Origin of the sequence: Wolbachia endosymbiont (group B) of Schoenobius gigantella, assembly GCF_964031005.1 — a bacterium.
Lineage (GTDB): Bacteria > Pseudomonadota > Alphaproteobacteria > Rickettsiales > Anaplasmataceae > Wolbachia > Wolbachia pipientis.
This window is the reverse complement of the sequence record NZ_OZ035002.1, coordinates 910,195-936,939: the sequence shown is the minus strand read 5'-3', so window position 1 is coordinate 936,939 and position 26,745 is coordinate 910,195. Positions and strand designations below refer to the sequence as shown.

Genomic DNA, 26,745 nt, shown 5'->3' with positions numbered 1-26,745 from the left:
TTATGATGACAATATCTCGATTTCAGTATCATCCACGCTAACTTGTTCTAATGCATCAGGTGGCTCGTTTTCTTTATCTTGAGGATAGCAATATAGAACTAGGGTAATAGCACCTAAAATTACACAAGCGGTACCCAAAATTGCTAATGATATGAGATTACCTTTCAGATCAGAGATAAGAGGCTTTCCTAAAAATGAAGAAGTTATTGATACAAAAAAAACAGTGCATGACAACACTGTAAGACACAAAAAGACCTTCTTTCCTTTAGAATTCTTCTGCGATGGATTATAGCTTGAAGTTTTATAGACTGATTTTTCACCTTCATTTTTATCTCTACAGATTTTTGATAATTTACTATATGTGCTCTTTCTATTTACATCTTTTGGTGAATTGTTTGGAGTACTACTTCTTGAAATCAGTGGTTCACTGCCATTTAGTAATTGATCATTATCACCTTCACTTTGCTTCGATGCTCCTGGGGCACTTTTGCCAGTTATTTTAATATTTTTATTTTCTCCATCATCCAACTTTACTAAAGTCCCTGTTAAACCTTCTTTGCTAACATTCTGTTCATTTCGTAATGAAACATCTTGTGAATCATCGTGTGTATAAATACCATCTTCACTTACATCAAACTGAGTACCATTTGAATGTATAAAAATACTATTATTAGGACTTTTATATGTTTCGCCTTCATTTTTAGCAGTAACAAAACTTTCTTCACTTAAAATAGGACTTGATATATTTTCATTTGATCCTAGAAATATTTCAGCTTCATTATCAACTTTTTCCCGTCCTGAATCATCACCATCAGTGAATTCGGCGCCTGAATCATTACCACTTTCTTTGTTATAGTTGAGAAAACTAAAGTTATTAATATCAAAATTGTTACTGATACTCAGTTCTATATCTTCTTCACTTAACATTACTTTAGGATTATCTCTAGCAAACGTTGCTTCTTGAACACTGCTAGAAGTATCATTTTCACCTTCTGACAATAGTGTTTCACTACTAACTAGTGGACTGTTATTGTTCTCATCGTAACCTTTTGCCTCCTCATCCGATGCTACTAAAATTTTATTTTTGTTTTGTCCATCTAACTGTAGATTTATTGTAGCATCTTTTTTACTCTCTACTGTTGTCGATTTCTCTTGCACTATGCCCAAGTCAGTACTCTCATTAATCTGGGAGAAAGTTATTACAATCTCTTCTTGACTTTTCTGACTCAACTTTAGATCTTGATTTACATCAGTAAAGTATAGAGAGTAATTATCCCACTCAAGCCCCAGTATCTTCTCTTCATCGGGTGTGCCAGCCGAAATACAAAAACTACGAGTACTACTAGGCGTATCACATAATTCATCAAAACTACCGGTATTAGGTACACCACTTTCCTGTTCCAAATTCGTGTTCTCATCCTTATCCTTCACCTGTTTAGAATCAGACTCAACAACAGCACCAGATTTTCGAGGTACACTGTTCGCAAAAAATAATGGTGTAAGATTCGCCTTTCGCATATTTTTTCTATTCACACCACCTACTCCAATACAAATTTTTATTGACCACCACGAATCTTAGCTTGACATAATTATTAAGCCAATTAGAATGACTGTGTTTTGGTAACAGGTCATGTATAACGATTAACTGTTACTTCTGCAAGCTAAAAAAGATAGTAAAATTATCTCTTTAGATAGCAGCACTTGAAACTGAAATAGCAAATGTACAGTGAGTATAGATTTATGTTAATTTTTTATAGCTTACTTTCCTTAGACGCTTATAATAATGTGGCGATCATTTTACCTGTAGGGAAAAGATAATGAGGGATTTATGCAATCAAACCAACACACTTTATCTTATAGCTAGTGCTTTTGCAACTTTTACATTGCTCGCATCCGCAGCACTCTCTGCAGCCTCTTATTTTGGCCTTTTGTCTTCAGTTGAATTTTTGAACTCAACTCTTACAATCGTAACGGTTTTATCTATACTATCTTTTTTAGCGGTTGCACTTTCATATAAAATAATTAGCAGTAATGGGGAGATCGAGGCTAGGAAAAATAAATTTGCTAAAAAAGAGCTAGAAAAAGAACTAATTCTGAAGGAAAAAGCTAAAGAAACTGCAAACAATCAAGCAGAAGAATTAAGGAATCAATTACAGCAGAAAAATAAAGAGATAATTGATATAAAACAACAATTGGATGATAAATACAAGAGCATTTCTGAATTAACAACAGGAAAAGAAAAATTAGAAATAGAATTAAAAAGCCAAGAAGAAGAAATACAAAAATTAAGCACGTTAAAAAACAAAGAGTTAAGTCATAAAGATAGTGAAATCTGGGAATTAAAGAATCAGTTAGCTGCTCTTGATGATGAAGGGAAGGTTAGTGAATACAATACTAAGACGTTGAAAGGGAAAATGGAAAATTTTAAAAAGCAACGAGATTCTATTATAGAAAAATGCCAAACTATGCAACAGGAAATTGAAGAGAAAGATGCTTACCTTGCAACACTAGATTATAATTTAAATCAAATAAAGTACAAGAAAGAATATTTGGCGCATTTTCCTTTAGGTTAGAGATTTAAGAGGGAGAATGCAAAATCAAATGCAAGATTTAGCTTCAAAAGAAAAAATTATCCGAGAAATCGAAGATGACAGAGAAGGATTAATCGAAGAAGTTAACTTATACCAATTCTCACTGCACAACAAACAGATAGACAATAATGGAAAAAAAGCCATACTAAACTAAGTGTAATAGCGAGGTATAAATGGCATTAAGATCAAAATTATTGGATGAAAAAGTAGTGGAATCGGCAAAAGCAATGCTGAAGAAAGTAAGAAACAACGCATACGTTACAAAAAAACTAAATGCTGTAATTGCAGCAAAAAAGCACAGCATAACAGCGGTAGCAAAGATATGTTGCATTTCAAGAACTGCACTGACTGCGTGGATAAAGCACCTAAAATTTAACAGAGAGGAAAAATTGTTTGCTCCCCCTCAACGTCGTAGAAAAACTAGATTGAATCAAAGTCAACGTGAACAAGTTGAAGCATGGATACAAGAAAATCCTAATATCACCATTAAAGAAATGAGAATAAAAATCCAGGAAAGATTTGGTTTGGATATCAGTAAGTCCACAGTACACCGTAATATGCAAAGAATGAAATTCTCATATATTACTCCAAGACCAGTTCATAATGGTAAAGATAAAAGCAAACAAGAGGAGTTTAAAAAAAAATCTCAACGAAACTATTGGCAAATATCCAGAAAAAGAGCTATTTTTCTTTGATGAGTCTCGGTTTGGCACACATTCAAAAATTGGACATGGGTGGTTTAAAAAAGGCATTAGGACACAGGTTAAAATAAAATTAGGTAGGCAAAATTTCTATCTCTATAGTGCGGTTAATCCTAGAAATGGAGAGAGTTCTAGCTTGTTTGCACCAAATGTCAACACTGATTGCATGAATATATTTCTTGAGCAGATGTCGCAATATCTAGGAATACGAGAGACTTTTCTCGTTATGGACTGTGCTAGTTGGCATAGGTCAAAAAATTTAAAGGTACCTAAAAATATCGATATTATATACCTACCTCCATACTCACCTGAGCTCAATCCTGTTGAGAGGTTTTGGTTATATATAAAACAGAACATTTTGTGCAATAAAATATACGATACAATTACCCTGCTTGAGCGCACTTTGTGTAAATTTGTTACCTCTCTTACCCACTCCATAATTAAACAACTCTGCAATGTCTCCTATTTGTCCTCCTAATAATGAGAATTGGTATTAGAGGTTGTCCGGAAACTAGTAAATTCAAGCATATTCCCTCTTTAACATAACCCTACTCATAGCTAGGTATATGAAATTCTCAGTGGATGTTGTGAGTAAATCATACTCCTTCGATAGCCTTCTATTCCTATTAACCCAAGCAAAAGTCCTTTCTACAACCCATCTTCTTGGCTGTACTTTAAACCCTTGTTCTCTTGTTGGTAGTAGCTCAGGTGGCGTATCTTTGTGCACCCAAAATCTACATGGAGGCCTTTTAACAATTTCAATATCTATGTCATATTCTTCCTTTATGTGATTCTTTAAATTTCTTCCTTGGTATCCCATGTCAGCCCACATTTTTTTAACTTTAGTATATTTTGTTCTCATATTGTTTAATGCTATTTTAATACCATCTCTATCATTTTCGTTAGCAGCGCCTACGTAACAACCTAGTATAAAACCCTGAGTGTCTGTAATTATATGCCTTTTTCTACCCTTTACTTTTTTACTTCCATCATAGCCTTTGATCCCCCCTTTTCTGTAGTCTTTACAGATTGACTATCTACTATACAGGCACTCGGCTGCTCATTCCTTCCTATTTTTCTTCTACTATATTTTGTAATTTCATAATTCATTTTCTCAAAAATTCCCTGCTTCTTCCATTGCCTGAACTGCTCATACACAGTCTTCCATAGCGGAAAATCATTTGGTAAATACCGCCATTGACACCCTGTACGCAATACATAGAAAATTGCTTCTAATATTTCTCTTTTGCTATACTTTGGCGGCCTTCCTCCTTTCTTGTATGATACTCTGAAGTGTTTTTCTATTCTTGCCCATTCCCTTTCGCTTAGATCTGTTGGATACTTTTTTCTCATCTTTACCCCGTACTAAAATTTCAGATATTATAGCCTTTTACTTGTTTCCGGACAACCTCTTACTTGTTCAAAAAAACAAGACTCTTTGTGGTAAAATGACCGCTTATTCTAGTAAAAATGAAGAGCTGATCACCTTCATAAATGAAACATTATCTAATATAGAACGAGAGACAAAAGATTTAGAATGTCTTTATCACAATCAAGAAAAACAAGGAAGGTTTGTGACTTTTCAAACAATTGAAGATTTCTTAGAAAACTTGAAAGCACTTTACTCAAAAACAGCAGATGAAGCGGAGAAATTAAGTATTCGGGTGCAGAGAAAAGATGATTTAAGTAATCCTGTTGCCTCTCTCGCTCGCAGGAGTTTTATTCAAAAACATTAAAATTATGTTTAAATTAGCTTGACTCATGTTACATATCGTACATAATAAACTGTCTGTCTGTGCTAGGGAGAGGGTATGAGTGAAGTTACAGAGTCTATAGAACATGTTGTAGAACCTATCAGTGACCAAAAGCTGGGAGAGGAATTGAGTGCTGGGCCGCGGTGGTCAAAAATTGAGCGTAATAGCAATGAGGGACCAACTCCTGAAAATGACGTAGCCGATTCAGGTGATTATAGTTTGTTTTTCCAAGGAATAAGTAATCGTCCGGAATGTTATGACCTTGATCAGAGACATGAAACTGGGAAGATTGCTGGCACATGTGTAAAACATACATTGTCGTATCAAAATGAAACTGATGATAGTGATTTATACTGGAAAAACGATGGTCATTACCCTATTAATCCAAGAGACTCTGCTTTAATTAAGCTAGATCTACCACTGACTGAGAATGAGAAAAGCCTAATTGATGAATTTTGTAAAGAGTTAAAAGGTGTAGTAGCAAAAAATGATCAAGGTTATAGGGATAAGCATGAAAATTTTACAAACACTGCTTTAGAACGTATAGAGTGCATAACAAATAAATATTTGCAAAAAGGGATAAGGCTCAATTCAAAATGTAACGATGATGAGTATACTATAACAAGTTTAATTTTTAAGGAAATAAGAGATATTCCTGCCTATGAGGGTGTGTCAGATGACGAAAATATAGGTGTTATACGCAATATCATGAATAATTTACTATTAAAAGGCGGAAGAGTAAAATACAGTTCCTTTTATGATGATAGGTTATTGTATGCAACTTATGGGTTCAGTTATGAGATTTTTGCAGAATGTGAAGAAATCGATAACAAGCTAAAAAGCGTAGCATATGAAGGTATTATAAACAGTAGTGCCAAAGGCAAAGCTTTACACGCAGAAATGGATAATGGATATTTTTATGTAAAATATTCGCAAGATAGCACTGTTGAGGTTGCAAAAGTTATAAATAATCCAAAAGTGAAAGATTTAAGTTTTAGACATCATATATTTCATATTGGAGAGAGTATAGTAAGAGTTGAAAATGTAGGAGGAAAAAGAAATTATACAGATGTCTTAGGAGGTAGCGTTGAAATGTCTTTTACTACTCAAGTAGGAAAGATTAGTGTTCATCTATGTTCTAGTGATAAAGATAGTAATATAATAGAAGTAAAGCTTGATGGAGAGAGCCAGGAGAAGTTTGACAAGTTAAAAGGTCGATCAAGTTTAGGGGAAAGTTGCCTTTTAGGAGGAAAAAGTGTTCTACAAGCTGTAAAAGATGGAAATTTTGAAAGAAATGTATCTATAGAGTCAAGTAAAACTATTAAGCAATTAGATTGTGTAGTAAAAGAATCAGATGCTCCGTCTACTCTTATGAGGCCAATTGATAGTTTAGACCAGCTGCAAAAGATGGAAGTTTCGAAAGAAATAGTAGTGTGTTCATAAAGTCAACTAAAATTATTAAACAAAAAAAAGGTCTTGGAGGGGTAAAAAAAATTGATGTATTTTCAAAGTAAGATTCTTGGAGGTATTCAATAAACTATACACTCAAGGTAAGGAGAAGTAGTAGGGAAATAAGTATTGAGTTAATAATTTAGAGATTATTCTAAAAAAGTTGTCTTATTTAAGAACTTTCCTGACGTTTATGGTTTTTTAGATGTAGCCTTTTATGTTGGATTCAAAGGAGGATGAGCAGTAATGGATTGTTCCTCTACTTTCTCGAGCTTGGTGTTGAGATTTATGATATTATACAGCGCAAGGCCTATACATGCTAGTCCAACTATTCCCACAACCACTGCTACTGTAACATCGATTTTCAATGTATAAAATACAACGCTACCCACTAATAACACTGCACCAACAACACTAGCTAGGATTGCTTGCCTTTGTTGCGTTAACGGTTTGTCTTTTTCGTCTGTAGCATCAAAACATGGTTCAGCGGAAGATGTTCCTTCAGGGGCATTTGGCTCTTGCTTATCAGTTTCTCTATTAACGGAAGTTGGCTCTACAGTAGTTTCTATTGAGGAGTTTTGAGCTCTTTCGCTGCTTTCAAATATTGGTTGTTCTATCTCACTATTTTCATTACATAATTGAGTGTCGGTCTCTGTAGCTTTATCAACATTGGTTTGCTCTTTCACCTCAACTTTCACTTCTTCAACATCTGCTGGCATATTATTAGAAGTCCTTGATTCCTCTATAGCAGCTCCTTTTGCAGTGGTGGCTATCGTGCTTCCCTTCCTATTTTTAAATTTTTTAGCAACACCTTTTAATAGCTTTGGCGTTTTCATAGTTTCCCCCTTTTGTTAAACGGTGTAATTAAGACACTAATCCGTAGAACTTTTCCAACTGCTCACCCCATAGCATCGGTATTTCCCTTAAATCAGCTAACTTCAAACCCCTTGGCTGTCTCCCATTTACTATGTCTTCCTTTATTTTTGGTGCTAAATAATTTAATCTTAAAATTTGTTGTATGCGTCTTGTACCTATATTAATTTTGGCACTTAGCTCTCCTACGCTTGCATATTTTCCCTCTTCTAGCTGACGTTTCCATAGGTGGGCTCTTACCACTGCTTCCAGTAACGCATTGTTTGTTTTACCTTCTGGCTCAATCACTGTACATTTATTTCCTTTCTTCTTCATTATTGGTATAAATTCCACCTTATCCTCTGAACTCACCTCTATTCCATCTTCTTTTACCATTACTCCTTTTATTAACTTTTTCACTACTTCTTTCTGTTTTCCAAAACTTAAATTTTTCCACTCTTCCGCTTTTTTTCCCCATTTTTCATATAGCTGTTCAGCTTTCTTCATCACTTCTTTTTCCACTTCTCCCGCTACTATAGTTCTGTTTATTGATTCACAACCTTTTCCCCTTAAGTGATTGTTACATATGTAATATCGATATCTTTTATTTTCTTTTTTGAGTATGTCAGCGTCATGTTCACATTACAACTCTTGCACTTAATTATTCCCCTAAGTAGCGCTTCCTCATATTTTGCTTTTCTATATGGTTGATTCTTTATCAATTCCTGCGCTTTTTGCCATTTTTCTTCCTCTATTATTGCTTCATGTTTTCCTTCATACTCTTTCTCATAATGCCGTATTTTTCCCATATATATTGGATTTGTTATTATTCTTCTCACCGTCGCTTTTTTAAAGATATCTGATTTCGTATGGTACCCTTGGCTATTTAACTCTCTTGCCAACTCTGCCATTGACTTCAGCTCCAAATATCTTGCAAATATATGCTTTACTATTTTTGCTTCTTTCTCATTTATTATTAATTCTTTATCTTTTACATCATACCCAAACGGCAAAGTTCCTCCCATCCATAGTCCGTGTTCTTTTGATGTTGCTATTTTATTTTTTACCCTCTCTACTATCATTTCTCTTTCTAGTTGTGCGGCTCCTGATAACACCGTTTGTACGAACTTTCCCATTGGCGTATTATTGTCAAATATCTGCGTTACTGCTACAAAATTTACTCTATGTCTTCTAAAAAATGATGTTACTTCGATGCTGTCTTTTGTTTCCCTTGATAATCTATCTAGCGTATATACTACTACACAATCTACTTCTCCTTTTTTTACATCTTCAAATAATTCCTTTATTGCTGGTCTTTCTAAATTCTTTCCTGAGAAACCTCCATCGTCGTACCTTTTGGCCAATGCTACCCAGCCTTCTTTGCTCTTTATGTACTTCTCACATGCTACTCGTTGCGCATCTAAACTGTTAAACTTCTGCTCTAGACCGTCTTCATTTGACTTTCTCGTATATATTCCACATCTTATCCCTTTACACATTTTCCCTTCCCTTTTGATCACGCAAACCAAATAGGAGCGGCCCATTGTAACTCATTCCCATTATTTTTCCGGCTACTGCTGATAATGATGTGAAAAATTCTTCTCTGTAGATTAAACCCTTATCTGTTACCATTACTGCGTGAGTCTCTTCCCCTCTCTCTAATATTAGCTCTGTTCCCTCTACTGGCAGTTTATCGCTACTTATTCTTTTTCCCTTCTCTAGCCGATCTGCCAGATACTCTAGTCTTTTTGTCCCCTTTCTTGACATTTCTCCATACGCTTTTTCCTGCATTCTATAAGCTAATCTTGGTATCAGGTATTTCTTTGAGTATCTAGGCGCTCCTTCTCCATATACCTTTTTCCATATTTTCCTCACCTCTTCCAACGCTTTTTTCTCTAAATTCATTACTTTCTTTTCTATTTCTTCCTTTCTTTCCATATTTTCAGCCTCTCATAATTTCTCAAATAACTTTTCTATTCTGTCTGTTTCTTTCTTCAATACTTCAGTTACCTCTTTACTATTTTTCGCATAATCCATCGCTGTCATCCCAAATTTATCTGCTTGTTCTATTTCAGCCCCTGCTTTTACTAGCTCCTCCACTATTTCCACTTTCCCCACCATACATGCAAGGTGCAGCGGTGTGCATTTACTGCCATACTCTTCAGCATTTACATTCCCTCCTGATTTTATCAATTCTCTAACTGTTTCTAGACGTTTCTCCGTTATCGCTAGGTGCAGTGCTGTATATCCTTCTACATCCGCTGCATTCACATTCGCTCCTTTTTCAACTAATAAGCTCACTGTTTTTCCGTCTACTGCATAATGCAGTTCCTTTTTTGTCTCCTTAATATTTTTACCTGAGTTCTCTAATAATTCTTTTAGTGCATCCTCTTTTTCTTTTTTACTCATAACCTACCTCACCTTTTCTTTAAATTTAAGTCCCTTTTTTAATTCTCACCACCTCATCTATCATTTCGTTTACTTGGCACATTATCTTGGTTGCTAAATTTTGACATTCTTTCTTTATTAATGATTTGTCTCTCTTCCTTATTTCTTCGATCTCCATTATTTTTAGCTCTGGCATATAGCTCCTATCCAACTTGTCTGCTATTTCTCCCACTAGCCCCTCTATTCCATAGCACGTCAGTTTTCTACTTTTTGTTACTCCACCTTTTGCTCTCAAAAATTTACTTGCCTTTTCACTCTCTTCCCTATCACATAGACAATACTTTTCACTTTCCCATATGTAATACATTGGTGTTGAACCATACTTATTCAGTTGATTAACTTCAGATCCTGCTTTTACTAGCTCTTTTATTATTTCAACTCCTGCTCCTCCTATTTTACATGCAGAGTGTAGTGGCGTACATCCACTGACATATTGAGTGGCATTTATTTCCGCTCCTGACCTTAGCAGTACTTTTACATTTTCTAAACTTTTTGCGAATACTGCACAGTGCAGTGGCGTATAACCATTTTTATCTCTTGCATTGATCTCCGCTCCTTTTTCTATTAATAACCTCACTGTTTTGTGATCGGAATTTTCTACTGCATGGTGCAATACTGTTTCTCCTTTTTCATCCCTTTGATTAATATTTTTAAATCCATTCCTTGATACTTCTTTAAAAAACTTGTTAAAAGATTCTTTCTTTTCTTCGCTGAACCCCATTTCATACCTCACAAAATTATCTTTTCTAGCGCCAGACAAATTTCTTATATTTACCTGCTGCTATTCAAGTTATGTGCGTTTTGGCATAAAAAGGCAAGTCTTTTTTCGCGTAGTACACCTTTTTAACTAAATACTAATATAGTATATGAAGATATAAATATATATGCTTAATGCATTAAACATATTACTTGTTTCTCTTCCCAACCTCTGTTCAAATGACGATGTTCGTGCCACGTTAGTACGCCTGGGTAAAACACTAAAACGTAATTTTCCGGTTCATGTATTGAATCCTTTTGCTCTGAATTTAAATCCCTTTCAAAATGAATATTGTGCTCTGCCACACCAAATATTATAACTTTTTGGTTGGTAAAATCTTCTACTTTGTAGTGGTGAGTAACGCTAAACCTTTCTAAAATTGGCTTGTGTTTTAAATTCCACAGTTGTTCAGATAGTTTATCACTTCCTAGTAAAAATTTACTTCCTTTCTCTTCTCCACTCGTAACCGGAAAACACGCGTTTATTTCTCCTAAGTTCCAGCTATCTGATAATACTATCTGCGCTTTAGCAAACTTAATCTTAGGTAATAAGCTCTGTGGTAGCGGATATAGCGCTTTGAAGTTATACCACACATGATTTCGTTCATAAATACCGTTGTAGTTCTTAGTATGAGGCTCGGTTTCTCCAAGTATTGCTACATCCAAGCGATATATGTCATTGCTTAAAGCTCGTTCATAATGATCGCGTAGATAGTTTTCTACAATCCTAATAACCGGACCATGAGACCTGAAAAAATTTACTCTTCCAAATGATAAAACTGGCCCATCTTTTTCTATTTTTACCCCGGAATAATCCGATAATAAACTTCCGAAAAAACTCTCATCCAATATGAACCTGCTAATGTTGTAATAATCGTTAAAAATCCTCATTAGCCTCGATCTTGCAGGCAATGATAGTTTTGCTAGTTCTACTACTGCATCAACGAAGAAGTCATTCGGAACATCTTTTATCCCTATCTGCAGTTCAAAGAAGTGCTTGCCAGATGGTTCTTCGATAATTGTAATATCTTCTATATTTGCCCATTTTAGTGCTATTTTCAGTGAAGCAGGTGTTCCTCTTAAACGCTGAAATTTTATCCCTTTTTTTATCGCCTTTCTTTTGTCTTTTACCCAATGTAGGATTTCTCCTAGCCCATATTCCTCTATTATCCATGGCAACACTTTTTCCCCTTGGCTAAATTTAAACCCTCTGATACAACCAGGATCTACTTTGTAATCTATTGCATCAACCAGCGCTTTTTCCTTTTTTGTTGCGTTTGGCGGTAATAGCATTAATTTAACTCAACATTTAAACTTTTTAAGAAAGCGCACTCATTTCCTTTCACAACTATGTCTTCTCTTGGCTCTATTAATTCCACGTTTTCTACTCCTTCCATAAACAAATTGGCTATTATCCATGATCTTGTTACCTTCCATCCTAATCTTTTCGTTGTTCCAAATTTTTCGATAAATTTCTTCTTCACCGTTTCAATAATATCTGGTCTTTTAATGCTAATTTTACTTTGGATATCTATTTCTATCATATTGCAACTTACCACTTCAACTGTATCTGTTAAAATCCTCACATCCTCCCTGTTTAGCTGATTTTTGACAATTTCTAGTAATTCTTCTTGCAGTGTGGATAATTCTGTGGATAAGATTGAAACTTGTACTTTCCCTGGTATAGGTGATTCTACTAATGCATCCTTTACTCTACTATCTGCTGACAGTGCATGATATCGATAGTGTTCTTTACTTCCTCCCGTGCTCCAGCCTATTATCTTTGCTTTAATTATTTTTCTAAAACGTTCGTCATCTTCTTCTTTCTGCCTCTCCACTCCATAAAATTCAGCTAAATTATCAAGATCTTCTCCTATCGCAAACTTAAGTAAATTACTCTTTACTGCTTCGTTTATCCTTTGTCTCAGCAAAAGCTCTCTCCAGGCTGCTACTTCTAATACCTTCATCGCTGAGTCACTTTCTACTAATGCCGTAAAACTTTCATCTCGACTTATCAATTCTTCTTTCATACGTGAAAAGATTTCTTCGAAGTTCAGTGGCTCAATAATGTTAGTCTGCTGCATCTTTATACTACAACCTCATCGAAGCGAATCTTTTTCCCCATTGGTACGTACAACCCTTCCAGGTCAAGCGTTACTTTTCCCTCTTTTACTTCTGTCATTTTTACTTTTTCTAATTTAAACCTTTTTTCCCATTTTTCCAAAGCTTCTGCAGTTGCTGCGTAAATTTCTAGTGTTAAATCACGATTAACTGGCTTATCCAATAATTCAAATAGCCTAGACCCGTAATTCCTCATCATAATTCGTGATCCTATAGGAGTCGTAAGTATATCAATTATTGATTGCTTTAAGTGCTCTATTCCTTCTAACGCTTTTCCTGTTTTACCATCCATACCCTTCATTTCTATTTTGCAAAGACGCTTTTACTGCCTTTTATTACTTTTAACCCACAAGATACTGAATCCCCTACTCTTCCTACACCATGACCATTTGCAAACACTGTTTTTGATCCTTGAATCATTACTTTTCCTTCGTTAAAATTGTCTCCTTTCCTACAGACTGGGAAATCATTTACAAAAACATTATTACTGCCGCTAATGCAAAAGTGTGGTGTTGCTTCTCCACAATAATCTCCTACTCGTACAACCGATTTATTCATTTAATTAAGGTTTATTCTATCTGCTTTCAGTTTTATTTCGCTCTTCGTCATCTCTATGCTCGATTCCCCAGCTTTCAGTGTTATTTTGTCTACTACTTCAATCTCTAAATGATGCTTCTCTTTATCATATAACAATCTTGTTCCATCCTGAAACTTCACACTATTTATTTCTTTTTTATCCTCTGGTGCAGAGTATTTTTCCTGATATATTCCTCCTAATACCACTCCTAATGATAGTTCACCAAGAGGAGAAAATACCATTACTTGTTCATCGATATCTGGTGGAGACCAATTTCTATCTTTTCCTGCTTTGCTTGTTATCCATGGTAAATAATCTGTTAAAAATTCTCCTATTTTCACTCTTACTTTTGCTTTTTCACAATCTATTTCTTTTACAACTCCTATACGGACAATATTGGCTAATTTCCTCTGTAATTCTGCAATCGCAAAATTATTCTCTAACATTTATTTCACCGATTTCTATTTTGTGTGGCATAAATTTTCCTTCTTTCCAAATAGATCGCCCTACGTGTATTGTATGCACCCATTCTACCATCCACACAAGATATGCATCTAATTCAGGTCTAAATTCGTCAACTTCTGCAGAGATAAATTCTCCTGGTGAAACATTTTTTACGTTCCAAGTATTTTTATCTACTACTTTTGCTACTTCTGCTGCTAATGACCTGACAATAATAGCTGCATTTTCTATTGTGCTATCAATCACAATCCTCGCTTCAAATCTTGCTTTCAGCGCTAATTCTTCTGTTCCAGGATCATGTCCTTTTTCAAATCCGCTAAGTTCCACAAACACCGCTGGCGCTACTAATTCCTTTCTTATCGATGGATAAATTTCACATGTCTGTATTGCTGGTATTTCTTTCTTCAGTGTGGTGCAAATTGCGTTATGCAAATCTTTAAAATTCATACACTTCCTGTAATATAACTTAATTCACGTTCAAAAAATTTTGTAAATACTTTCTCAACCTCATAATTAACAAGATTCCCTATTATCCTTGAAGCCTCAGGTTCGAGTGGCAACTTAACTTCCTTTATTGGCAATGCTGCCCTTCCTTCACGTTTAAACATACCGCTATTTCCTTTTGGCATAACTGCTGCAAATCCTCCTATAAACTCATGCTTTCCTACTTTCGATCCTCTTCTTGTTTTTTGTATTTTGCCAATTGCCGATGCTTTAATGTCATAGAGATTTGCTCTAATTAACACTTCTAATCTGCTAGTTTTCGCCTTAAAAATTCTTAATCTCTTTCTTATCAAACTTAATTTTACCTTCTTTTCCTCACTGATTTCCTTAGCTGCTTTTGATTTTAGCCATATTGCTGTTTTGTTTAATGCACTCACTGTCGCTTTTTCCACTTTTTTCCTTTCAGCATCTATACTTTGTATAATACTACCGGTGTTAATACGCATTTATACTCCTGACGCTCGAATTTTCCATACCATTCCTGAATTATCTTGCAGCGGTGGAGAATATACTTTATATTTACGGTCACCTATAACAAAAATATCTCCTACAATTGGCTGCAGTACATCAAACGCACTTACTTCCAACACTAAAGTTTCTCCTACAAATTGCCCTTCACCAATCTCGTATAATTTATCTGGCTCTTGCTTTAATACTTGTACCATGTACGCCTTATTTTTCGACTCATACAAAGCTAACTCTCCTAAATGGGCAAAACAATCTTTAAATAATCTCTTTATATTTTTCTGCATACCATTTTTTCTAAAAGTCTTTACATATTATTTTAAACATATTGCATATCTTATATTTTTATGGTATATTTTTAAGGTCATAAATAGAGTTTTCTATGTGGGGACCCTACTATGTTGTTACTATTTTCGCTAAAACGGCCGGACGATGGCACATTGGCAGAGGATTTGACTGCGTATGTAAATCGGTCCCTCTATCAAATCTTCTTGGCTCTTGTTTTGCATAAAGCGGTTGTCCTAGTGTGTTTACCGTTTCATTAAAATCTGCTGGTGCAAAATATGTTGTAAATGTGCTCGCTGTTCCTACTGGAAAACAGTGCCCTGTATCTCTTTCTATAAACCTTCTTACGGTTCCTTCAGGATCAGTTGCTTGCCCTCTATATTCCTCAAACGTGATTCCACAAAACGTAAATCCTGATCTCATATCATTCCTTAGCGCTGCTCCTTCTTGCCATCTTTCATATGCTTCTTTTACTTTAGCATGAGAAGTGAGTGCATCAAAAAACTCAGGACTTACCAAGGCATGAATTCCGGTCATATATTCACCACTTAGATTATCTTCTATGTGCCGCAATACTTCCAGACACTTACGTTTTACATCTGTTGTTGCTGTTCCCAGTGCAAAATTTACTACTTTTGGTGTTATTTCAAATTCGTTGTACAGATTTAATAATTCTGACCCATCAGCATCTAAAATTATTCCTTTCAGCGCTCCCATTCTCAAATGCTCCAACGTTATTGCATGTTTGTTTCTCATTAGCTGCAAATGATCCGTTACTACATCTGCCAGCGCTTTAAGTTCACTCTCTGATCCAAATGCCCTTATTCCCTGTACTTCCTCTGGTAACACTACATCATCATGTGGAATATGTGGAATCGTAAACGTTCTTACCTTTCTTTTTCCTCTTTTTCCTACTGTTGCTGGTGCTCCTGGAACTTGTGTTGGCAACAGGCTTAAAACTCCATTATGTTCTTCTATGGTGATATGTCTAAATCTTACTGACCTATTTGGAAACAAGTTTAAATTTTCAACACGTCCATAATTTATCGGCAATATATTTATCGCATTTGTTAGTGCCGTCATGCTAAATGCTGTATTTGTAAATGGATTTTGCATTCTTTTTCCCCCTTATTAATTTAAGTTACACTCCCTTGCGGATAATGATCCCTCGTCCTTCAAGTTGCTTTATTGCTGCATTTTTCTGCTCTTCAGTGATATTTGCTGGCCACACAACTGCATGATCTGCTAGCATTGCTATACGTGTAATGATTACTGCTTTGGTGTTTTCTGTTGCGTTTACATCACTTGTTATTACACCTATTGCTGTTTGTGTGCCATCTGTTCCAGTGGAATTAAGTACTCTAATAAAACCATCTTCCGTCTTTTTGGCAACTACTGCACCAAGCTTAAGATTTTGACCTTTAGCTACTGTTATTTGGTCTCTTGAATATAGGTTGGACACTTCATATTTCAGAAGATCGCCTAAATTATTTCCTTCAGTTATACTTATCATGTCTTTTTCTCTCCTTTTTTTTATTTTTTACCGCCGTGTTTATAACTGCTATACACCGCGTGTTATTACCTTATAATTAGCCATTATGGCGCATTTTGGACACTTATTTACCGCAGAGCACTATATATGGCGGTTATAAAATTTAAATGCACCGACTTTTCGCTACCTGTGTCATCAAATCTTCCTGCGAATTCCGCGGTATTGCACTCAGTATCTCTGTCTTTTTCGTTCGCTCTGCAAGTAACTCCATTAAAACTTCCCGTGCTTGCTCAACACTTACGCCTTGCTCTATAAATTCTCCTATCTTTTCTGGCATTCGTGATAAGTTACATAAACGTATTAATTCAAGAACTTCAGTACGATACTTAGTTAAATTGTCAGTTTCTAGGTCATTTGTAGTTTTTTCATTCATAGTAATATCCCCTTTTTTATTAATAGATTTAAACTCTGAAAGAATTGTAATTCCATCTGCAAGACCTATTTCTACTGCTTTCTCGCCAAAATATAGCCCTGCTTCTGTTGATTTTATTGCCTCTACAGAAAGGTTTCTATTGCCTCTACAGAAAGGTTTCTATTGCGTGCTATTAGCTCAACCAGCATTCCATATAAACGATTCACTTCGCTTTTTAGGCTTTCTAAACTCTCAGAAGTTATTGGCTCATGTGGATTTAAATCATTTTTTCTACTTCCTGCAAATACTGTCGTATATTTTATTCCCTGTTTTTCATCAAACCCACTTTGATCTATATGACTTGCTATTACTCCTATGCTTCCAACTCCTGAAGTTCTAGTTACCAATACTTTTTCAGCACTTGATGCAATTGCATACGCCGCAGAATACGCATCATCATTTGCTATTGCCACAATCCTCTTTTTTCTCCTTGCTTGGTAAATAAAGTCGGAAAGGTCGAATAAACCGTTTACTTCTCCTCCGGGGCTGTCTATGTCCAAAATTATTGTTTCTACTTCTTTATCTATTAAAGCTTCTTCTATCTCTTCACTTATCTTCTCATACGATGTCATCCCCAATACATCATCAAAAACTTCTGACTTTTTCGTCAAGATTCCATGTATTGGTATTATTCCTCTTTCACTATTTCTTACCGCATGTTTTATATTTTTAAAGATAGGCTGCTTTCCTGTTTGTAGTGACAGTAATTCAAAACTCCTTGGTTCTACCATTACACATTTGTTTAGCCATATCGCTTGGTTTTTCATATTATCTCTTGATTAGTAGTAACGTCGGAATCAAAACTTAAACCCAAGGAACTAGCACGTCTTTGATCTTCTGCAATTTCTTGGTCTATTTCTTCTACATCATAACCTAGCTCTGAAACCACTTCTGATCGACTCTTAAATCCATTTCTTACTGCCATTTGTTGTGCTTGCTGGTCTTTTAAAGGATCCACCCAATCAAATCCCTGTGGTATCCATCTTACTTCTTCTTTCGCTGCTTTTACTACTTTTTCATCTATACTCAGTTCTCCACAAAGTACTGCTAACTCTAGCCATCTACTCCATACTGGCCTGCAAAACTGAAATACTATAATGTTGTGTTGCAGCATAGCGCATCGACGACGAAACTCTATTAATCCAGCTCTGATTGATGAGTAATTAACACCTGTTAAATCTCCTGTTAGCTGCTCATATGTTATTCCTGTACCTATTGCTATTGCCCTCAGTTGCTGTCTCATGAATGCTTCATAACTTCCTCCAACATCTGATGGCTCTGAAAATTTTATGTCCTCTCCTGGGTCTAAAAGCTGCATTGTTCCAGGTTCCAGGCCAGATAGTGCTACTCCTTGCTCATTACTTTCACCTTCTCCCATGATATTTGCTTCTGGATCGAGTCTCGTAATAAATCCAGCAAACATTGCTGCTGTCTTTTTTCTCACTAATTCTGCATCATCGTATTGATCAAGTTCATAAAGCTTTAGCAGTATATTAGAAAGCCATGGCTCTCCTCTAATTTGCCCAGGTCTTAGTGGTCTATAGATATGTAAAACATCGTTTGCTGGTACTCTCACTGATTCTCCAAATGAGCCTTCTCCTGGATGTTCTCTAAATAAGTAATATGCTTCTCTTTGCCCAAGTCTATTGAACTCAATCCCGTTTCTTATTACATTACCATTTGCTAAAGTTTTATTTGTTTTATTTTCTAAATGTTCAGACTCAAGTACTTGCAGTTGTAATGGTACAGAAAATCTATCCTCTAGCTTTCTCGTTCTTAAACGTATAAAACATTCTCCTCCCTCTATCATACTTCTGCATACTAGAGCTTGTAATCCATAAAAATCACTTACTCCGTTACTATCTGCTTCATCTGTCCATCTTAGCCATAATTCTTGTACTTTCTTTCGAAATTCTCCATCCCTTGCTTTTGATTGCGGTTTTATTCCTGTTCCAATAGAGTTACTTACTATTGTATCAATAATATTTGCTGCATATGGATTTTTTCTCACCATATCACGTGATCTACTACGTAAAGTTTCAAGGTTTTGAGACAGCAAATTGTTTATACTTCCTAACTCTGGTTGAAAGTGAAAAAATCTTCTTCCTGAGCCTGCAGCATCCCAGGCTGAGCTTTTTATCTTTGGTTTGTTAAATAGTTGTTTGAATGATTTTAATAACATTTTGCCTCTTTGATTATGCAACAAGTTGTTGCACAATTTGACATTGAAAAATTATAGCAAGTTGCTAGAGAATTTGGTCAACAGATTGTATGTAGAGAGTCATTACTCTGGACTACGTTTATAAATTTCTTTTCGATGTCCTATTGCTGCAATTTTGACCATGTGCTCTGAGTTATCTATTAAGTATATGACTCGATAATCGCCAACACGCAACCTAAAGTAGCCTACCCATTTATGCGATAAAGCCTCACCTACTTTATCAGGAATAATTGTGAGACGTTTTTCTATAGCTTTTTGCACCCTTAACCGTATTGTTTTCGGAAGAGAAGGAAGATCTTCGGTATCTACACCTTCTAAATAACCAATTTGGTAAATTATTCCCACTTGATATCTTCATGTCTAATTATTTTTGCTCCAGGAACATTACGTTTAGCAGCAAGTTCAAGTAGAGCTATTTCTCCTTCATCCATTTCGTCACCTTCAGATAGTTTACTTACCTCAAGTTCTTCTTCTACTAGATCTTTTACAATTTCTTCAATAGTTCTATTTTGAACTTTTGCCATTTCTGTAAGATACTGAGCAAATTCCCCCTCAAAATTTACATTAACATTAAGCCTTCCTTGACTTTGATCCATATTATTCACTGTAAGATATCAACTCTAAACTGTAACATTTTTACATAATTTTGTCAACCCCTTTATTTGTTGAAAAAACAATTTTCCTCTTTGGCTCCACTCCAGCAATCTTTAGCTCAGCTTTAATTCGTTGTCTTAAGCTTAGTAAATCATTTATATCTACTTCAGCATATCTTACAACATGGTCACCATATGCAATTGATACTACTCGCTCTCCGTTTTGTAGTTTCTTTATCGCTTCTTCGACTTGAATTAAATAATCTTCGTTATACATTTATTACTTGCTGATCCATTTGCTTTTGACTATTTTCTTTGATTTTTTACTTTCCGGTTTTTCACTTAAACTATTCCATTTACTCTCTGGCCATCTGTCTATTCCCAGTGCTATCGATGCTGCTCTTGCATAAATTCGGCAATCTAGTACTTCATTTCTTTCTCTTACCTTTTGCCACTCTTGTTTGGTGTATCCTTTCACCACTTTGCTGACTAATTGCTCTGCCGTTAGCTGCTTAAAATATTCAGGTGCATACTCCGGAAAATGACAATATCCTGCTGGAGCTTCTTCACCTTCTTTTAAAACATTAAGTAATTGAAAAAGCTCTGACTTTAATATCGATACTCCTACTGGCCATAGCTTTATTCCTCTTTTCAGCTTTTGACCACCAACTGTTATATCTACTCTACTTGGGCTGCTAAGTGGTACTAGGGCTTTATTTACACCTTTCACTGCCATTACTCTTCCAGAGCCTTGATGACCTCTTACCCAATTGTATACTTCTTGTGTCGCATACCCAGCATCAACCGCCATCATGCTTATCATGTATTCAAGACCATTTTCACCGATAAAATGATGATTTAACAGCTCAGAGAGTTTTCCCCATACTTCTCCTCCTCCAGTATCACCTTCAAATACCTGGTAGTCTATGGACCAACTTTCACGGCTTTTTCCCCATGCTACAACTTCTACTTCTAAACGATCTTTTTGGACATCTACTCCTGCAGTAAGCACCACTTCTCTCCTAGGTACTGTGCCTACGGGAAAAAATTCTCTCCTGTTAAATAATTGCTTCCAGTCTGGTACTTCTCCTTTATCTACCCAAGTTTCTCCTAAAGTGGTATTTATCCAAACTTTCAGTAATTGTTCACTCTCTTTTGCATGGAGAAAATCTTCTACTGCTTGAGTCCAGCTATACCACCCAACTGGACTATAAAGACTTGAAAGATGAAATCCTTTTTTCTCACCTTTTACTCTATTAGTAGGTCTCCATTCTCCACGCTCAAGCATCTCTGTCTTTTGATGATTTTCTATTTTGCCGCTACATTCAGTGCAGACATAATGTGCTGTTCTTGAGTCGTTGTTTTTCCATTTTATTTGTGACCATTTCAGAACTTGATAGTAATTACAATATGGACATGGTACAAAAAAGTACTGCTTATCTGTTGCTTCAAATTCTTTCTCAATTCTGCTTATTCCATGAATCGTTGGTGTTGATACTAAAAAAATCTTTCGCCGTGCAAATGTATTAGTTCGTACAATACTGAGCAGTACTGGATCTCCTTCACCTCCTGAATCTCCTGGATATGCATCTATTTCATCAAGAAAGAGATACTTTACTGGCATAGAGCGAAGTCCCACACTGCTGTTTGCTCCGGTTATTACTACAATTCCACCTGGAAACTCCTTACTTTGTACAGTATTGCCTGAATCTCTTGATCTTGGGTCTTTTACTTTACTTTTTAAACATGGTGTACTTTCAATCAGTGGCGCAAATCTTCCTTTTGACCAACGCTTTCCCATTTCAACTGTTGGCTGTACTACTAGCATTGGTCCTGGTGTTTGATCGATGATATAGCCAATCCAATTGTTGCCTGCTTCTGTTCCTCCAATCTGCGCTCCCTTCATAAATACTACTTTTTCAGCCTGTGAAGAAGGAGATAGTGAATCCATTATTTCTTTTAAATAAGGAGTTCTTTCCGTTCTCCACTTTCCTGGCTCTGATGCTGCAGTTGGCGCTAAAACTCGATACTCATTCGCCCACTCTGATACTTTAAGCTCTGGATCTGGTCTTAAACCTTCAGAAAAAGCTCTAGCGTATATCATTGTCTGCATCTACTCATAATTGGTTCTATCTCAATATTGTTAACAGTAGAGTTTATTCCTCCACACTCCTCCAATTCCATAAACATCTTTTTCTGAAATTCGTTTTCTATATATCTTTTGCTCATCTCACTTATCATTATTGCTATAATAAGCGCAAATATCCCTGTTATTGTTGCAAAAATGATTGCACTGCTTATTGTTGTTGCTGTTAACCCTATACATACCGCTATTGCTACTGCACTTACTGAGGTAAAAACACAGATCACATTGGTGTATTTTCTTACTTTTGCATCTCTATGTTCTATACACCTATAATAAACTGGTACAGACTTGCCTATTTCGTCTGGTAATTTGATGCTCTTTTCTTTAAATAAAGTTTTTAGCAATTCTAAATTATTTGACTTGATTGCTAAGTGCAGAACAGGTGTATAGTTTGCTCCTTTTTTCAGCAATAACTTTACTACATGTAAATGCCTTTTTTCTGCAGCAAGGTAAATCGGTGATAGACCTTTATTATTTGAAATATCAATATCAATTTCTTCTTTTAAAATTGCATCTACAATCTCAATTTCTCCTCTTTGTGCAGCTAAATGGAGTAGACTATTCTTTTCAGAACCGTATTTATTACTCATCAAAGCCTTCTTTATCTCAGGTTTAGCGTAATCAAATGGTGTCTTGCCGCTATCGTCTTTTACCAGAGGGTCTATATCTTCTCGCGTTAGTAAAACTTCTATTGTTTTAAGTCTTTCAGCGTAATGTAGTGGCGTTTTATTTTCGTAATCTTGTAAATTGACTTGAGCATTAGGCTCCCTTATTAAGCATTTGAGAATATCAAGACATAAGTCTCTTTCATCGTAATTAGTATTACTTACAGCTATATGCACAGGCGACAATTTCATTGAGTTTTGTCCCATGCGTGCACTATTTACATCTGCTCCAAGTTTCAGCAGTAACTTTACTATCTCTAACTTTTTGTTATTAACTGCATAGTGCATTGGTGTCTGATTTCGTGCATCAAAAACCTCGATTTCAGCTTTTCCTTCTTTTACTAAAATTTTGACAACATTTCCATTTCCTATCCCTGCTGCTAGATGTAATGGCGTATGATGCAAAGCATTTCGTACATTAACGTCAATACCTTTTCCTATCAAATATCTAACTGCATTAACTTCACCTATCATTGCAGCTAAATGAAGTAAACTATCTTGTTCTGACCCGTACTTGTTATTAATTAGCGCTTGTAATATTTCTGCTTTTTTCCCTTCTTTGGCGTAATCAAGAGATGTTTTACCTTCATTATCTTCCACAAAAGGATTAATATTCTTCTTCGTGAGTAACAAATCCACCATGCTTAATTCATCAAATTCTATAGCACAATGTAGTGGTGTCTTTCCATTTAATCCTCTAACATTTACATCCACTCCTGGTTGATTAATAAGACACTTTATTAATTCTAAACTTAAGTTAGCAGACATTATTTAAAACTTAATATTAGATAATTCTTGTAATGAGTTTGTAATCTCTTCGGTTAGCGCCATATGAATCTTTTCAGTGTCACTCAGTGATGCAAGCAGTGCTGAAACTCTATTTGGAATATTAAGCAAATTATTACGGACAACTCTTGCTACATTAAATGCATCGCGCTTTACTTCCTCTACTGCTACAAGTTCACCAATCTCAGCCTTAGCTTTCGCCTCAAGAAGTTTACCTCGTTCCATTTCATTTTTTATTCGAGTTTTTAGCAACATCGTGGAAAGGTTACTTGTATTTTCGTTTTCTGGATTTTTCCTCCTCAGTGGCTGACTTGGATCTCTTATTGCCGCTACTGCTTCATTTGCTTGTTCTCTATTGATCAAACCATCCTCCAACTCAACTATCCCTTTCTTTACTAAATAACAGACATATTGCTTTGATACTCCTATCTCTCTTGCCCATTCTGTTTGTGTTATTTTTTTCACTTTTTTTTTCTTCTCTCTTTTTTGCCTATTTTTTACGAATTTTCTTCTTGAGTCTCTGAAAAGGTTTTACCAGTACCGGCTAAAATGGCATCTCTTCCCGTGTATACTTGCCAACGTTTTATCGTTACATCTACAAACTTTGAATCTAGCTCTATTGTTCTGCAAATTCTTCCTGTTCTCTCACATGCAATCAATGTGCTACCAGAACCACTAAATGGATCAAGTACTATATCTCCTGGTCTACTGCTGTTTACTATTGCTCTCTCCATTAGCTCTACTGGCTTCATTGTTGGGTGCAGTGAGTTATGTATTGGCTTATCATAAAACCATAGATCACTTTGATTTCTACCTCCATGCCACTCACGTTTATTGCCGCTTTTCCATCCATAGAGCATTGCTTCGTATTGTCTTTGATAATCTGATCTGCCTAGCGTAAAGTGATTCTTTGCCCAAATGATAAATGTTGACCATTTTCCTCCTGCCTCTTCAAATGCTTTTTGCAACGTTGAAAACTCTGATGATGATATGCAAATGTAAATTGCACCTTTCGTATATGCTAAAATATGGGAACAGATATCGTAGAGAAAAAGTTCGTACTTTTCACCTTGATTATCGTTTAATATTTTTTTATCTTGGCTACCACCATAATCAACATTATATGGAGGATCACAAACAGTAATGTCTGCCATTTTATCATCTAACAGCGCTTTATATGATTCAACTACAGAGCTATCACCACAATAGATTCTATGATCACCTAAAATCCATAAATCCCCTGGTTTTGTTATTTCTACCCTTTTTTCATCACCAACCAAGTCAGAAAAATCTTCTTTTTCACTATCTAAATCATCAAGGAAATGTTGAACTTTTTCTAATTCAAATCCAGTCATTTTAAGGTCAAACTGCAAATCTTCTAATTCTTGAATTTCCACTCTCAAAAGATCATCATCCCACTTTGCCCAATTAGCTGATTGATTTGCCAGTAATCGAAAAGCTTTGGTTTGTGGTTCATTTAGATTATCACTTAAGACCACTGGAATACTTTCCATACCAAGTTTTCTTGCTGCTTTAAGTCTTAAATGACCATCAACCACAGTGCCATCACTTTTTGCAACTATTGGTATACGAAAGCCAAATTCTCGAATAGAAGCACACATTCTGTTGACCACATCGTCATTTTTACGTGGGTTACGCTCATATTCAACTAGGTTTCGAGTAGGATAGTAGTGGATTGCTAAATTCATATCTTAATAATTAAAAAGTTAATATTCAAAATATATCTGACGCTAGAGAAGGCCTGGGGTCAAACCCACCAAATCCGCCAGTATGGCTGAAAGGACCCACTTTTTATGGATTTTTCGTCTTATTAATATCTTTACTAATATAGAACATTAATGCCAAAGCATCGGCCTCATTATCATCTCTAGGTGAAAAACTTTTTTCACGTATCGCTTCAATAACTTCACTCTTACTTGCATTGCCTTTGCCTGCTATAAAGCGTTTTATAGTTTTAACATTAACACCTTGGTAGGGAATATTGTTCTCTTCACACCAAGCAGACAGCACTGCAAGAAACCCACCGTAGCAATGGGCTGCATCAGTTCCTAAATGTCTTCTCACCTCCTCAAAGTACACTGCAGAAATGTCTTTCAAAGAATTGAGCCAATTGCAAAAGTTTAAGAAACACATTCCACCTCCGCTGAAACGACTACCATGAAAGCTTTTGCTCCCACTTTCAATTATTCCATCTGTTAGAATTGCCCAGCCTGTTTGCTTGCCGAGATCTAGCGTTAAGATTGACGTACAAAAACTCCTTTGTGTAATTAAAGTTCAATGCCCTGTATAATATATATGTACGATGACTCGCAAATTCGTCCGCAATTTTGAAAAAAAATTAAAAAAAATTTCATATCCTGCCATTTGAGTTTTTACTTATCTTAATAACTATTTTACATAACTTATATTACGCCAATATTTATATTATTATATTATCATATATTATATTTTACCTGTATTTAAATATATATATAATATATATAAGACTTCAGTAATCCGTAAACCCTCTTTACTGGCCGATTTTAGCCACTTAACTTTAGAAACGGCTTTTAGGAATAGAACATAAAAAAGACAATATTATCAATAACTTAACGATTACTGCTTTCTGAAATACTAATTAGTAATTCAGAAATTAGGTACGAAATTGGTAGTTTTTTACCTATGAAAAAGTAGCTTCAGTAGTGTATCAAAACGTTTAAATCTTATTTTAACTTTTAAAGATTTTATTCTTTTAGATAAAAAAATTATTACTACTTTTTTATAATAAATTAGTCATACAAGATCTTGGTAAAAATCTCTATTCATGAAACTTTTGGAGTTTTTATGAAGAATTCTTATCAAGGAATCGATTCTACAATTGTTAAACATGTGAGATTTCAAGCTTCGCGCCTTAAATCCAAAAGCTGTTTTATTAACGAAAGTCTCGAAGATATAGAACAAGAGCTTTTTTGTCAGGTTTGGCAATATCTTAACCGGCACGATGAGAAAAGAAGTAGTTTTAGTACTTTCGTTGCTAGATTAGCTAATTATTGTGCTCGCAATATGTTACGCAATCAGTTATGTCTAAAACGTAATATAACTTTTGATGATATAAACGACGATATTCCAGATCATAGGAACTCGGAAATCGAAGCGATAATTCGCACTGACATAAATAATATAATTTCAACTTTGTCTGAAAAAGATAGTAATTTATGTCAATTACTTAAGGTATTTACTATTACTGAAGTTTCTGTAATAACCAAAATACCAAAGACAACTATCTATCGCACACTAGAACGAATACGCAATAAATTCTCAGTTTTAGAGAAGTTATAAGCTCTCGATTATATTTGCTCAAAAATTTTTTTTTTGCAAATTGCGGACGAATTGCCTAGGTCATCG

At 35.3% G+C, this 26,745-nt stretch carries 30 protein-coding genes and 3 pseudogenes; 6 read left to right on the top strand and 27 right to left on the bottom strand.

The window, feature by feature from the left end; all coding sequences use genetic code 11:
• Entirely contained in the window at window positions 1-1,533 is a 1,533-nt protein-coding gene (locus ACQH2O_RS04340; protein ID WP_353275983.1) for a hypothetical protein, read from the bottom strand.
• 284 nt (window positions 1,534-1,817) lie between these two features.
• Here ACQH2O_RS04340 and ACQH2O_RS04335 point away from each other — a divergent pair, with 284 nt between their 5' ends.
• The 3 genes from ACQH2O_RS04335 (at window position 1,818) to ACQH2O_RS04325 (ending at window position 3,770) form a co-directional block, all read left to right on the top strand.
• Window positions 1,818-2,573: a hypothetical protein gene (locus tag ACQH2O_RS04335; RefSeq protein ID WP_341812712.1), complete on the top strand. Its 756-nt coding sequence runs from the start codon at window positions 1,818-1,820 to the stop codon at window positions 2,571-2,573.
• A gap of 16 nt (window positions 2,574-2,589) precedes the next feature.
• The gene (locus ACQH2O_RS04330; protein WP_425385075.1) at window positions 2,590-2,745 is read left to right on the top strand and encodes a hypothetical protein; all 156 of its coding nucleotides are present in this window, start codon (window positions 2,590-2,592) and stop codon (window positions 2,743-2,745) included.
• Between the two features lie 19 nt (window positions 2,746-2,764).
• Window positions 2,765-3,770, top strand: a protein-coding gene (locus tag ACQH2O_RS04325; protein ID WP_425385074.1) for an IS630 family transposase whose coding sequence is annotated in 2 segments (ribosomal slippage) — window positions 2,765-3,226 and window positions 3,228-3,770 — 1,005 coding nt in all. Because the reading frame shifts where the segments join, the coding sequence is not laid out codon by codon here.
• A 42-nt stretch (window positions 3,771-3,812) separates the two neighbouring features.
• Here the strand turns inward: ACQH2O_RS04325 and ACQH2O_RS04320 are convergent.
• A pseudogene (locus ACQH2O_RS04320) lies at window positions 3,813-4,645 on the bottom strand (IS5 family transposase).
• Window positions 4,646-4,740: 95 nt separating this feature from the next.
• Between ACQH2O_RS04320 and ACQH2O_RS04315 the strand changes: the two are divergent.
• Both ACQH2O_RS04315 and ACQH2O_RS04310 read left to right on the top strand, forming a co-directional pair.
• The gene (locus ACQH2O_RS04315) at window positions 4,741-5,028 is read left to right on the top strand and encodes a hypothetical protein (RefSeq protein ID WP_425385073.1); all 288 of its coding nucleotides are present in this window, start codon (window positions 4,741-4,743) and stop codon (window positions 5,026-5,028) included.
• Between the two features lie 75 nt (window positions 5,029-5,103).
• Window positions 5,104-6,489, top strand: coding sequence for a hypothetical protein (locus tag ACQH2O_RS04310; RefSeq protein WP_425385072.1), 1,386 nt, complete (start codon window positions 5,104-5,106; stop codon window positions 6,487-6,489).
• Between the two features lie 221 nt (window positions 6,490-6,710).
• Here the strand turns inward: ACQH2O_RS04310 and ACQH2O_RS04305 are convergent, their stop codons facing one another.
• The 25 genes and pseudogenes from ACQH2O_RS04305 to ACQH2O_RS04185 form a co-directional block, all read right to left on the bottom strand.
• Window positions 6,711-7,331: a hypothetical protein gene (locus tag ACQH2O_RS04305; RefSeq protein ID WP_425385071.1), complete on the bottom strand. Its 621-nt coding sequence runs from the start codon at window positions 7,329-7,331 to the stop codon at window positions 6,711-6,713.
• Between the two features lie 28 nt (window positions 7,332-7,359).
• Window positions 7,360-8,846 (bottom strand): annotated as a pseudogene (locus ACQH2O_RS04300) (recombinase family protein).
• Entirely contained in the window at window positions 8,839-9,285 is a 447-nt protein-coding gene (locus ACQH2O_RS04295) for a DUF2924 domain-containing protein (RefSeq protein WP_425385070.1), read from the bottom strand. Before ACQH2O_RS04295 ends, ACQH2O_RS04300 begins: the two are co-directional and overlap by 8 nt.
• Window positions 9,286-9,297: 12 nt before the next feature.
• Window positions 9,298-9,756: an ankyrin repeat domain-containing protein gene (locus tag ACQH2O_RS04290; RefSeq protein WP_341812721.1), complete on the bottom strand. Its 459-nt coding sequence runs from the start codon at window positions 9,754-9,756 to the stop codon at window positions 9,298-9,300.
• Between the two features lie 25 nt (window positions 9,757-9,781).
• On the bottom strand, window positions 9,782-10,516 hold the full coding sequence (locus ACQH2O_RS04285) for an ankyrin repeat domain-containing protein (RefSeq protein ID WP_425385385.1): 735 nt from the start codon (window positions 10,514-10,516) through the stop codon (window positions 9,782-9,784).
• Between the two features lie 167 nt (window positions 10,517-10,683).
• Window positions 10,684-11,844 carry a phage tail protein gene (locus ACQH2O_RS04280; protein WP_044471240.1) on the bottom strand — a complete coding sequence of 387 codons (1,161 nt, stop codon included), beginning with the start codon at window positions 11,842-11,844 and terminating at the stop codon, window positions 10,684-10,686.
• Window positions 11,844-12,635, bottom strand: coding sequence for a baseplate assembly protein (locus ACQH2O_RS04275; RefSeq protein ID WP_425385069.1), 792 nt, complete (start codon window positions 12,633-12,635; stop codon window positions 11,844-11,846). Before ACQH2O_RS04275 ends, ACQH2O_RS04280 begins: the two co-directional genes overlap by 1 nt.
• Window positions 12,636-12,637: 2 nt before the next feature.
• Window positions 12,638-12,973 carry a GPW/gp25 family protein gene (locus ACQH2O_RS04270; protein WP_007552425.1) on the bottom strand — a complete coding sequence of 112 codons (336 nt, stop codon included), beginning with the start codon at window positions 12,971-12,973 and terminating at the stop codon, window positions 12,638-12,640.
• A gap of 2 nt (window positions 12,974-12,975) precedes the next feature.
• Window positions 12,976-13,230, bottom strand: coding sequence for a PAAR domain-containing protein (locus ACQH2O_RS04265; protein ID WP_010082105.1), 255 nt, complete (start codon window positions 13,228-13,230; stop codon window positions 12,976-12,978).
• The gene (locus tag ACQH2O_RS04260) at window positions 13,231-13,695 is read right to left on the bottom strand and encodes a phage baseplate assembly protein V (RefSeq protein ID WP_264685225.1); all 465 of its coding nucleotides are present in this window, start codon (window positions 13,693-13,695) and stop codon (window positions 13,231-13,233) included.
• A complete protein-coding gene (locus ACQH2O_RS04255; RefSeq protein ID WP_264685224.1) occupies window positions 13,682-14,158 on the bottom strand; it encodes a hypothetical protein in 477 nt (158 codons plus the stop codon). The genes ACQH2O_RS04260 and ACQH2O_RS04255 overlap by 14 nt, the downstream gene beginning before the upstream one ends.
• Complete coding sequence (locus ACQH2O_RS04250) at window positions 14,155-14,661, bottom strand: phage tail protein (protein WP_264685223.1); 507 nt, start codon at window positions 14,659-14,661, stop codon at window positions 14,155-14,157. The genes ACQH2O_RS04255 and ACQH2O_RS04250 overlap by 4 nt, the downstream gene beginning before the upstream one ends.
• Complete coding sequence (locus ACQH2O_RS04245) at window positions 14,662-14,967, bottom strand: head-tail joining protein (protein ID WP_338481578.1); 306 nt, start codon at window positions 14,965-14,967, stop codon at window positions 14,662-14,664. It abuts the gene before it with no gap.
• A 109-nt stretch (window positions 14,968-15,076) separates the two neighbouring features.
• A complete protein-coding gene (locus ACQH2O_RS04240; protein WP_341811535.1) occupies window positions 15,077-16,081 on the bottom strand; it encodes a major capsid protein in 1,005 nt (334 codons plus the stop codon).
• A 25-nt stretch (window positions 16,082-16,106) separates the two neighbouring features.
• A complete protein-coding gene (locus tag ACQH2O_RS04235) occupies window positions 16,107-16,478 on the bottom strand; it encodes a head decoration protein (protein WP_264685220.1) in 372 nt (123 codons plus the stop codon).
• Between the two features lie 142 nt (window positions 16,479-16,620).
• Window positions 16,621-17,696: pseudogene (locus tag ACQH2O_RS04230) on the bottom strand (S49 family peptidase).
• Entirely contained in the window at window positions 17,693-19,111 is a 1,419-nt protein-coding gene (locus ACQH2O_RS04225) for a phage portal protein (RefSeq protein WP_264685218.1), read from the bottom strand. The pseudogene ACQH2O_RS04230 and the gene ACQH2O_RS04225 overlap by 4 nt, the downstream one beginning before the upstream one ends.
• Before the next feature lie 102 nt (window positions 19,112-19,213).
• A complete protein-coding gene (locus ACQH2O_RS04220; protein ID WP_010962706.1) occupies window positions 19,214-19,495 on the bottom strand; it encodes a type II toxin-antitoxin system RelE family toxin in 282 nt (93 codons plus the stop codon).
• The gene (locus tag ACQH2O_RS04215) at window positions 19,486-19,746 is read right to left on the bottom strand and encodes a hypothetical protein (protein ID WP_012673197.1); all 261 of its coding nucleotides are present in this window, start codon (window positions 19,744-19,746) and stop codon (window positions 19,486-19,488) included. The genes ACQH2O_RS04220 and ACQH2O_RS04215 overlap by 10 nt, the downstream gene beginning before the upstream one ends.
• Before the next feature lie 40 nt (window positions 19,747-19,786).
• Window positions 19,787-20,020 (bottom strand): hypothetical protein, encoded by a 234-nt coding sequence (locus tag ACQH2O_RS04210; RefSeq protein ID WP_425385068.1) that lies wholly within the window; start codon window positions 20,018-20,020, stop codon window positions 19,787-19,789.
• Between the two features lie 3 nt (window positions 20,021-20,023).
• Window positions 20,024-21,847, bottom strand: coding sequence for a phage terminase large subunit family protein (locus tag ACQH2O_RS04205; RefSeq protein WP_425385067.1), 1,824 nt, complete (start codon window positions 21,845-21,847; stop codon window positions 20,024-20,026).
• Window positions 21,844-23,322, bottom strand: a complete 1,479-nt coding sequence (locus ACQH2O_RS04200) for an ankyrin repeat domain-containing protein (protein WP_425385066.1) — start codon at window positions 23,320-23,322, stop codon at window positions 21,844-21,846. The genes ACQH2O_RS04205 and ACQH2O_RS04200 overlap by 4 nt, the downstream gene beginning before the upstream one ends.
• A gap of 3 nt (window positions 23,323-23,325) precedes the next feature.
• Entirely contained in the window at window positions 23,326-23,805 is a 480-nt protein-coding gene (locus tag ACQH2O_RS04195) for a hypothetical protein (RefSeq protein ID WP_264378236.1), read from the bottom strand.
• A 32-nt stretch (window positions 23,806-23,837) separates the two neighbouring features.
• Window positions 23,838-25,049 carry a DNA modification methylase gene (locus ACQH2O_RS04190; protein WP_425385065.1) on the bottom strand — a complete coding sequence of 404 codons (1,212 nt, stop codon included), beginning with the start codon at window positions 25,047-25,049 and terminating at the stop codon, window positions 23,838-23,840.
• Window positions 25,050-25,152: 103 nt separating this feature from the next.
• Window positions 25,153-25,602 (bottom strand): crossover junction endodeoxyribonuclease RuvC, encoded by a 450-nt coding sequence (locus tag ACQH2O_RS04185; protein ID WP_038228276.1) that lies wholly within the window; start codon window positions 25,600-25,602, stop codon window positions 25,153-25,155.
• 582 nt (window positions 25,603-26,184) lie between these two features.
• Between ACQH2O_RS04185 and ACQH2O_RS04180 the strand changes: the two genes are divergently transcribed.
• Window positions 26,185-26,679 carry a sigma-70 family RNA polymerase sigma factor gene (locus ACQH2O_RS04180; protein WP_190321275.1) on the top strand — a complete coding sequence of 165 codons (495 nt, stop codon included), beginning with the start codon at window positions 26,185-26,187 and terminating at the stop codon, window positions 26,677-26,679.
• Window positions 26,680-26,745: the final 66 nt, after the last annotated feature.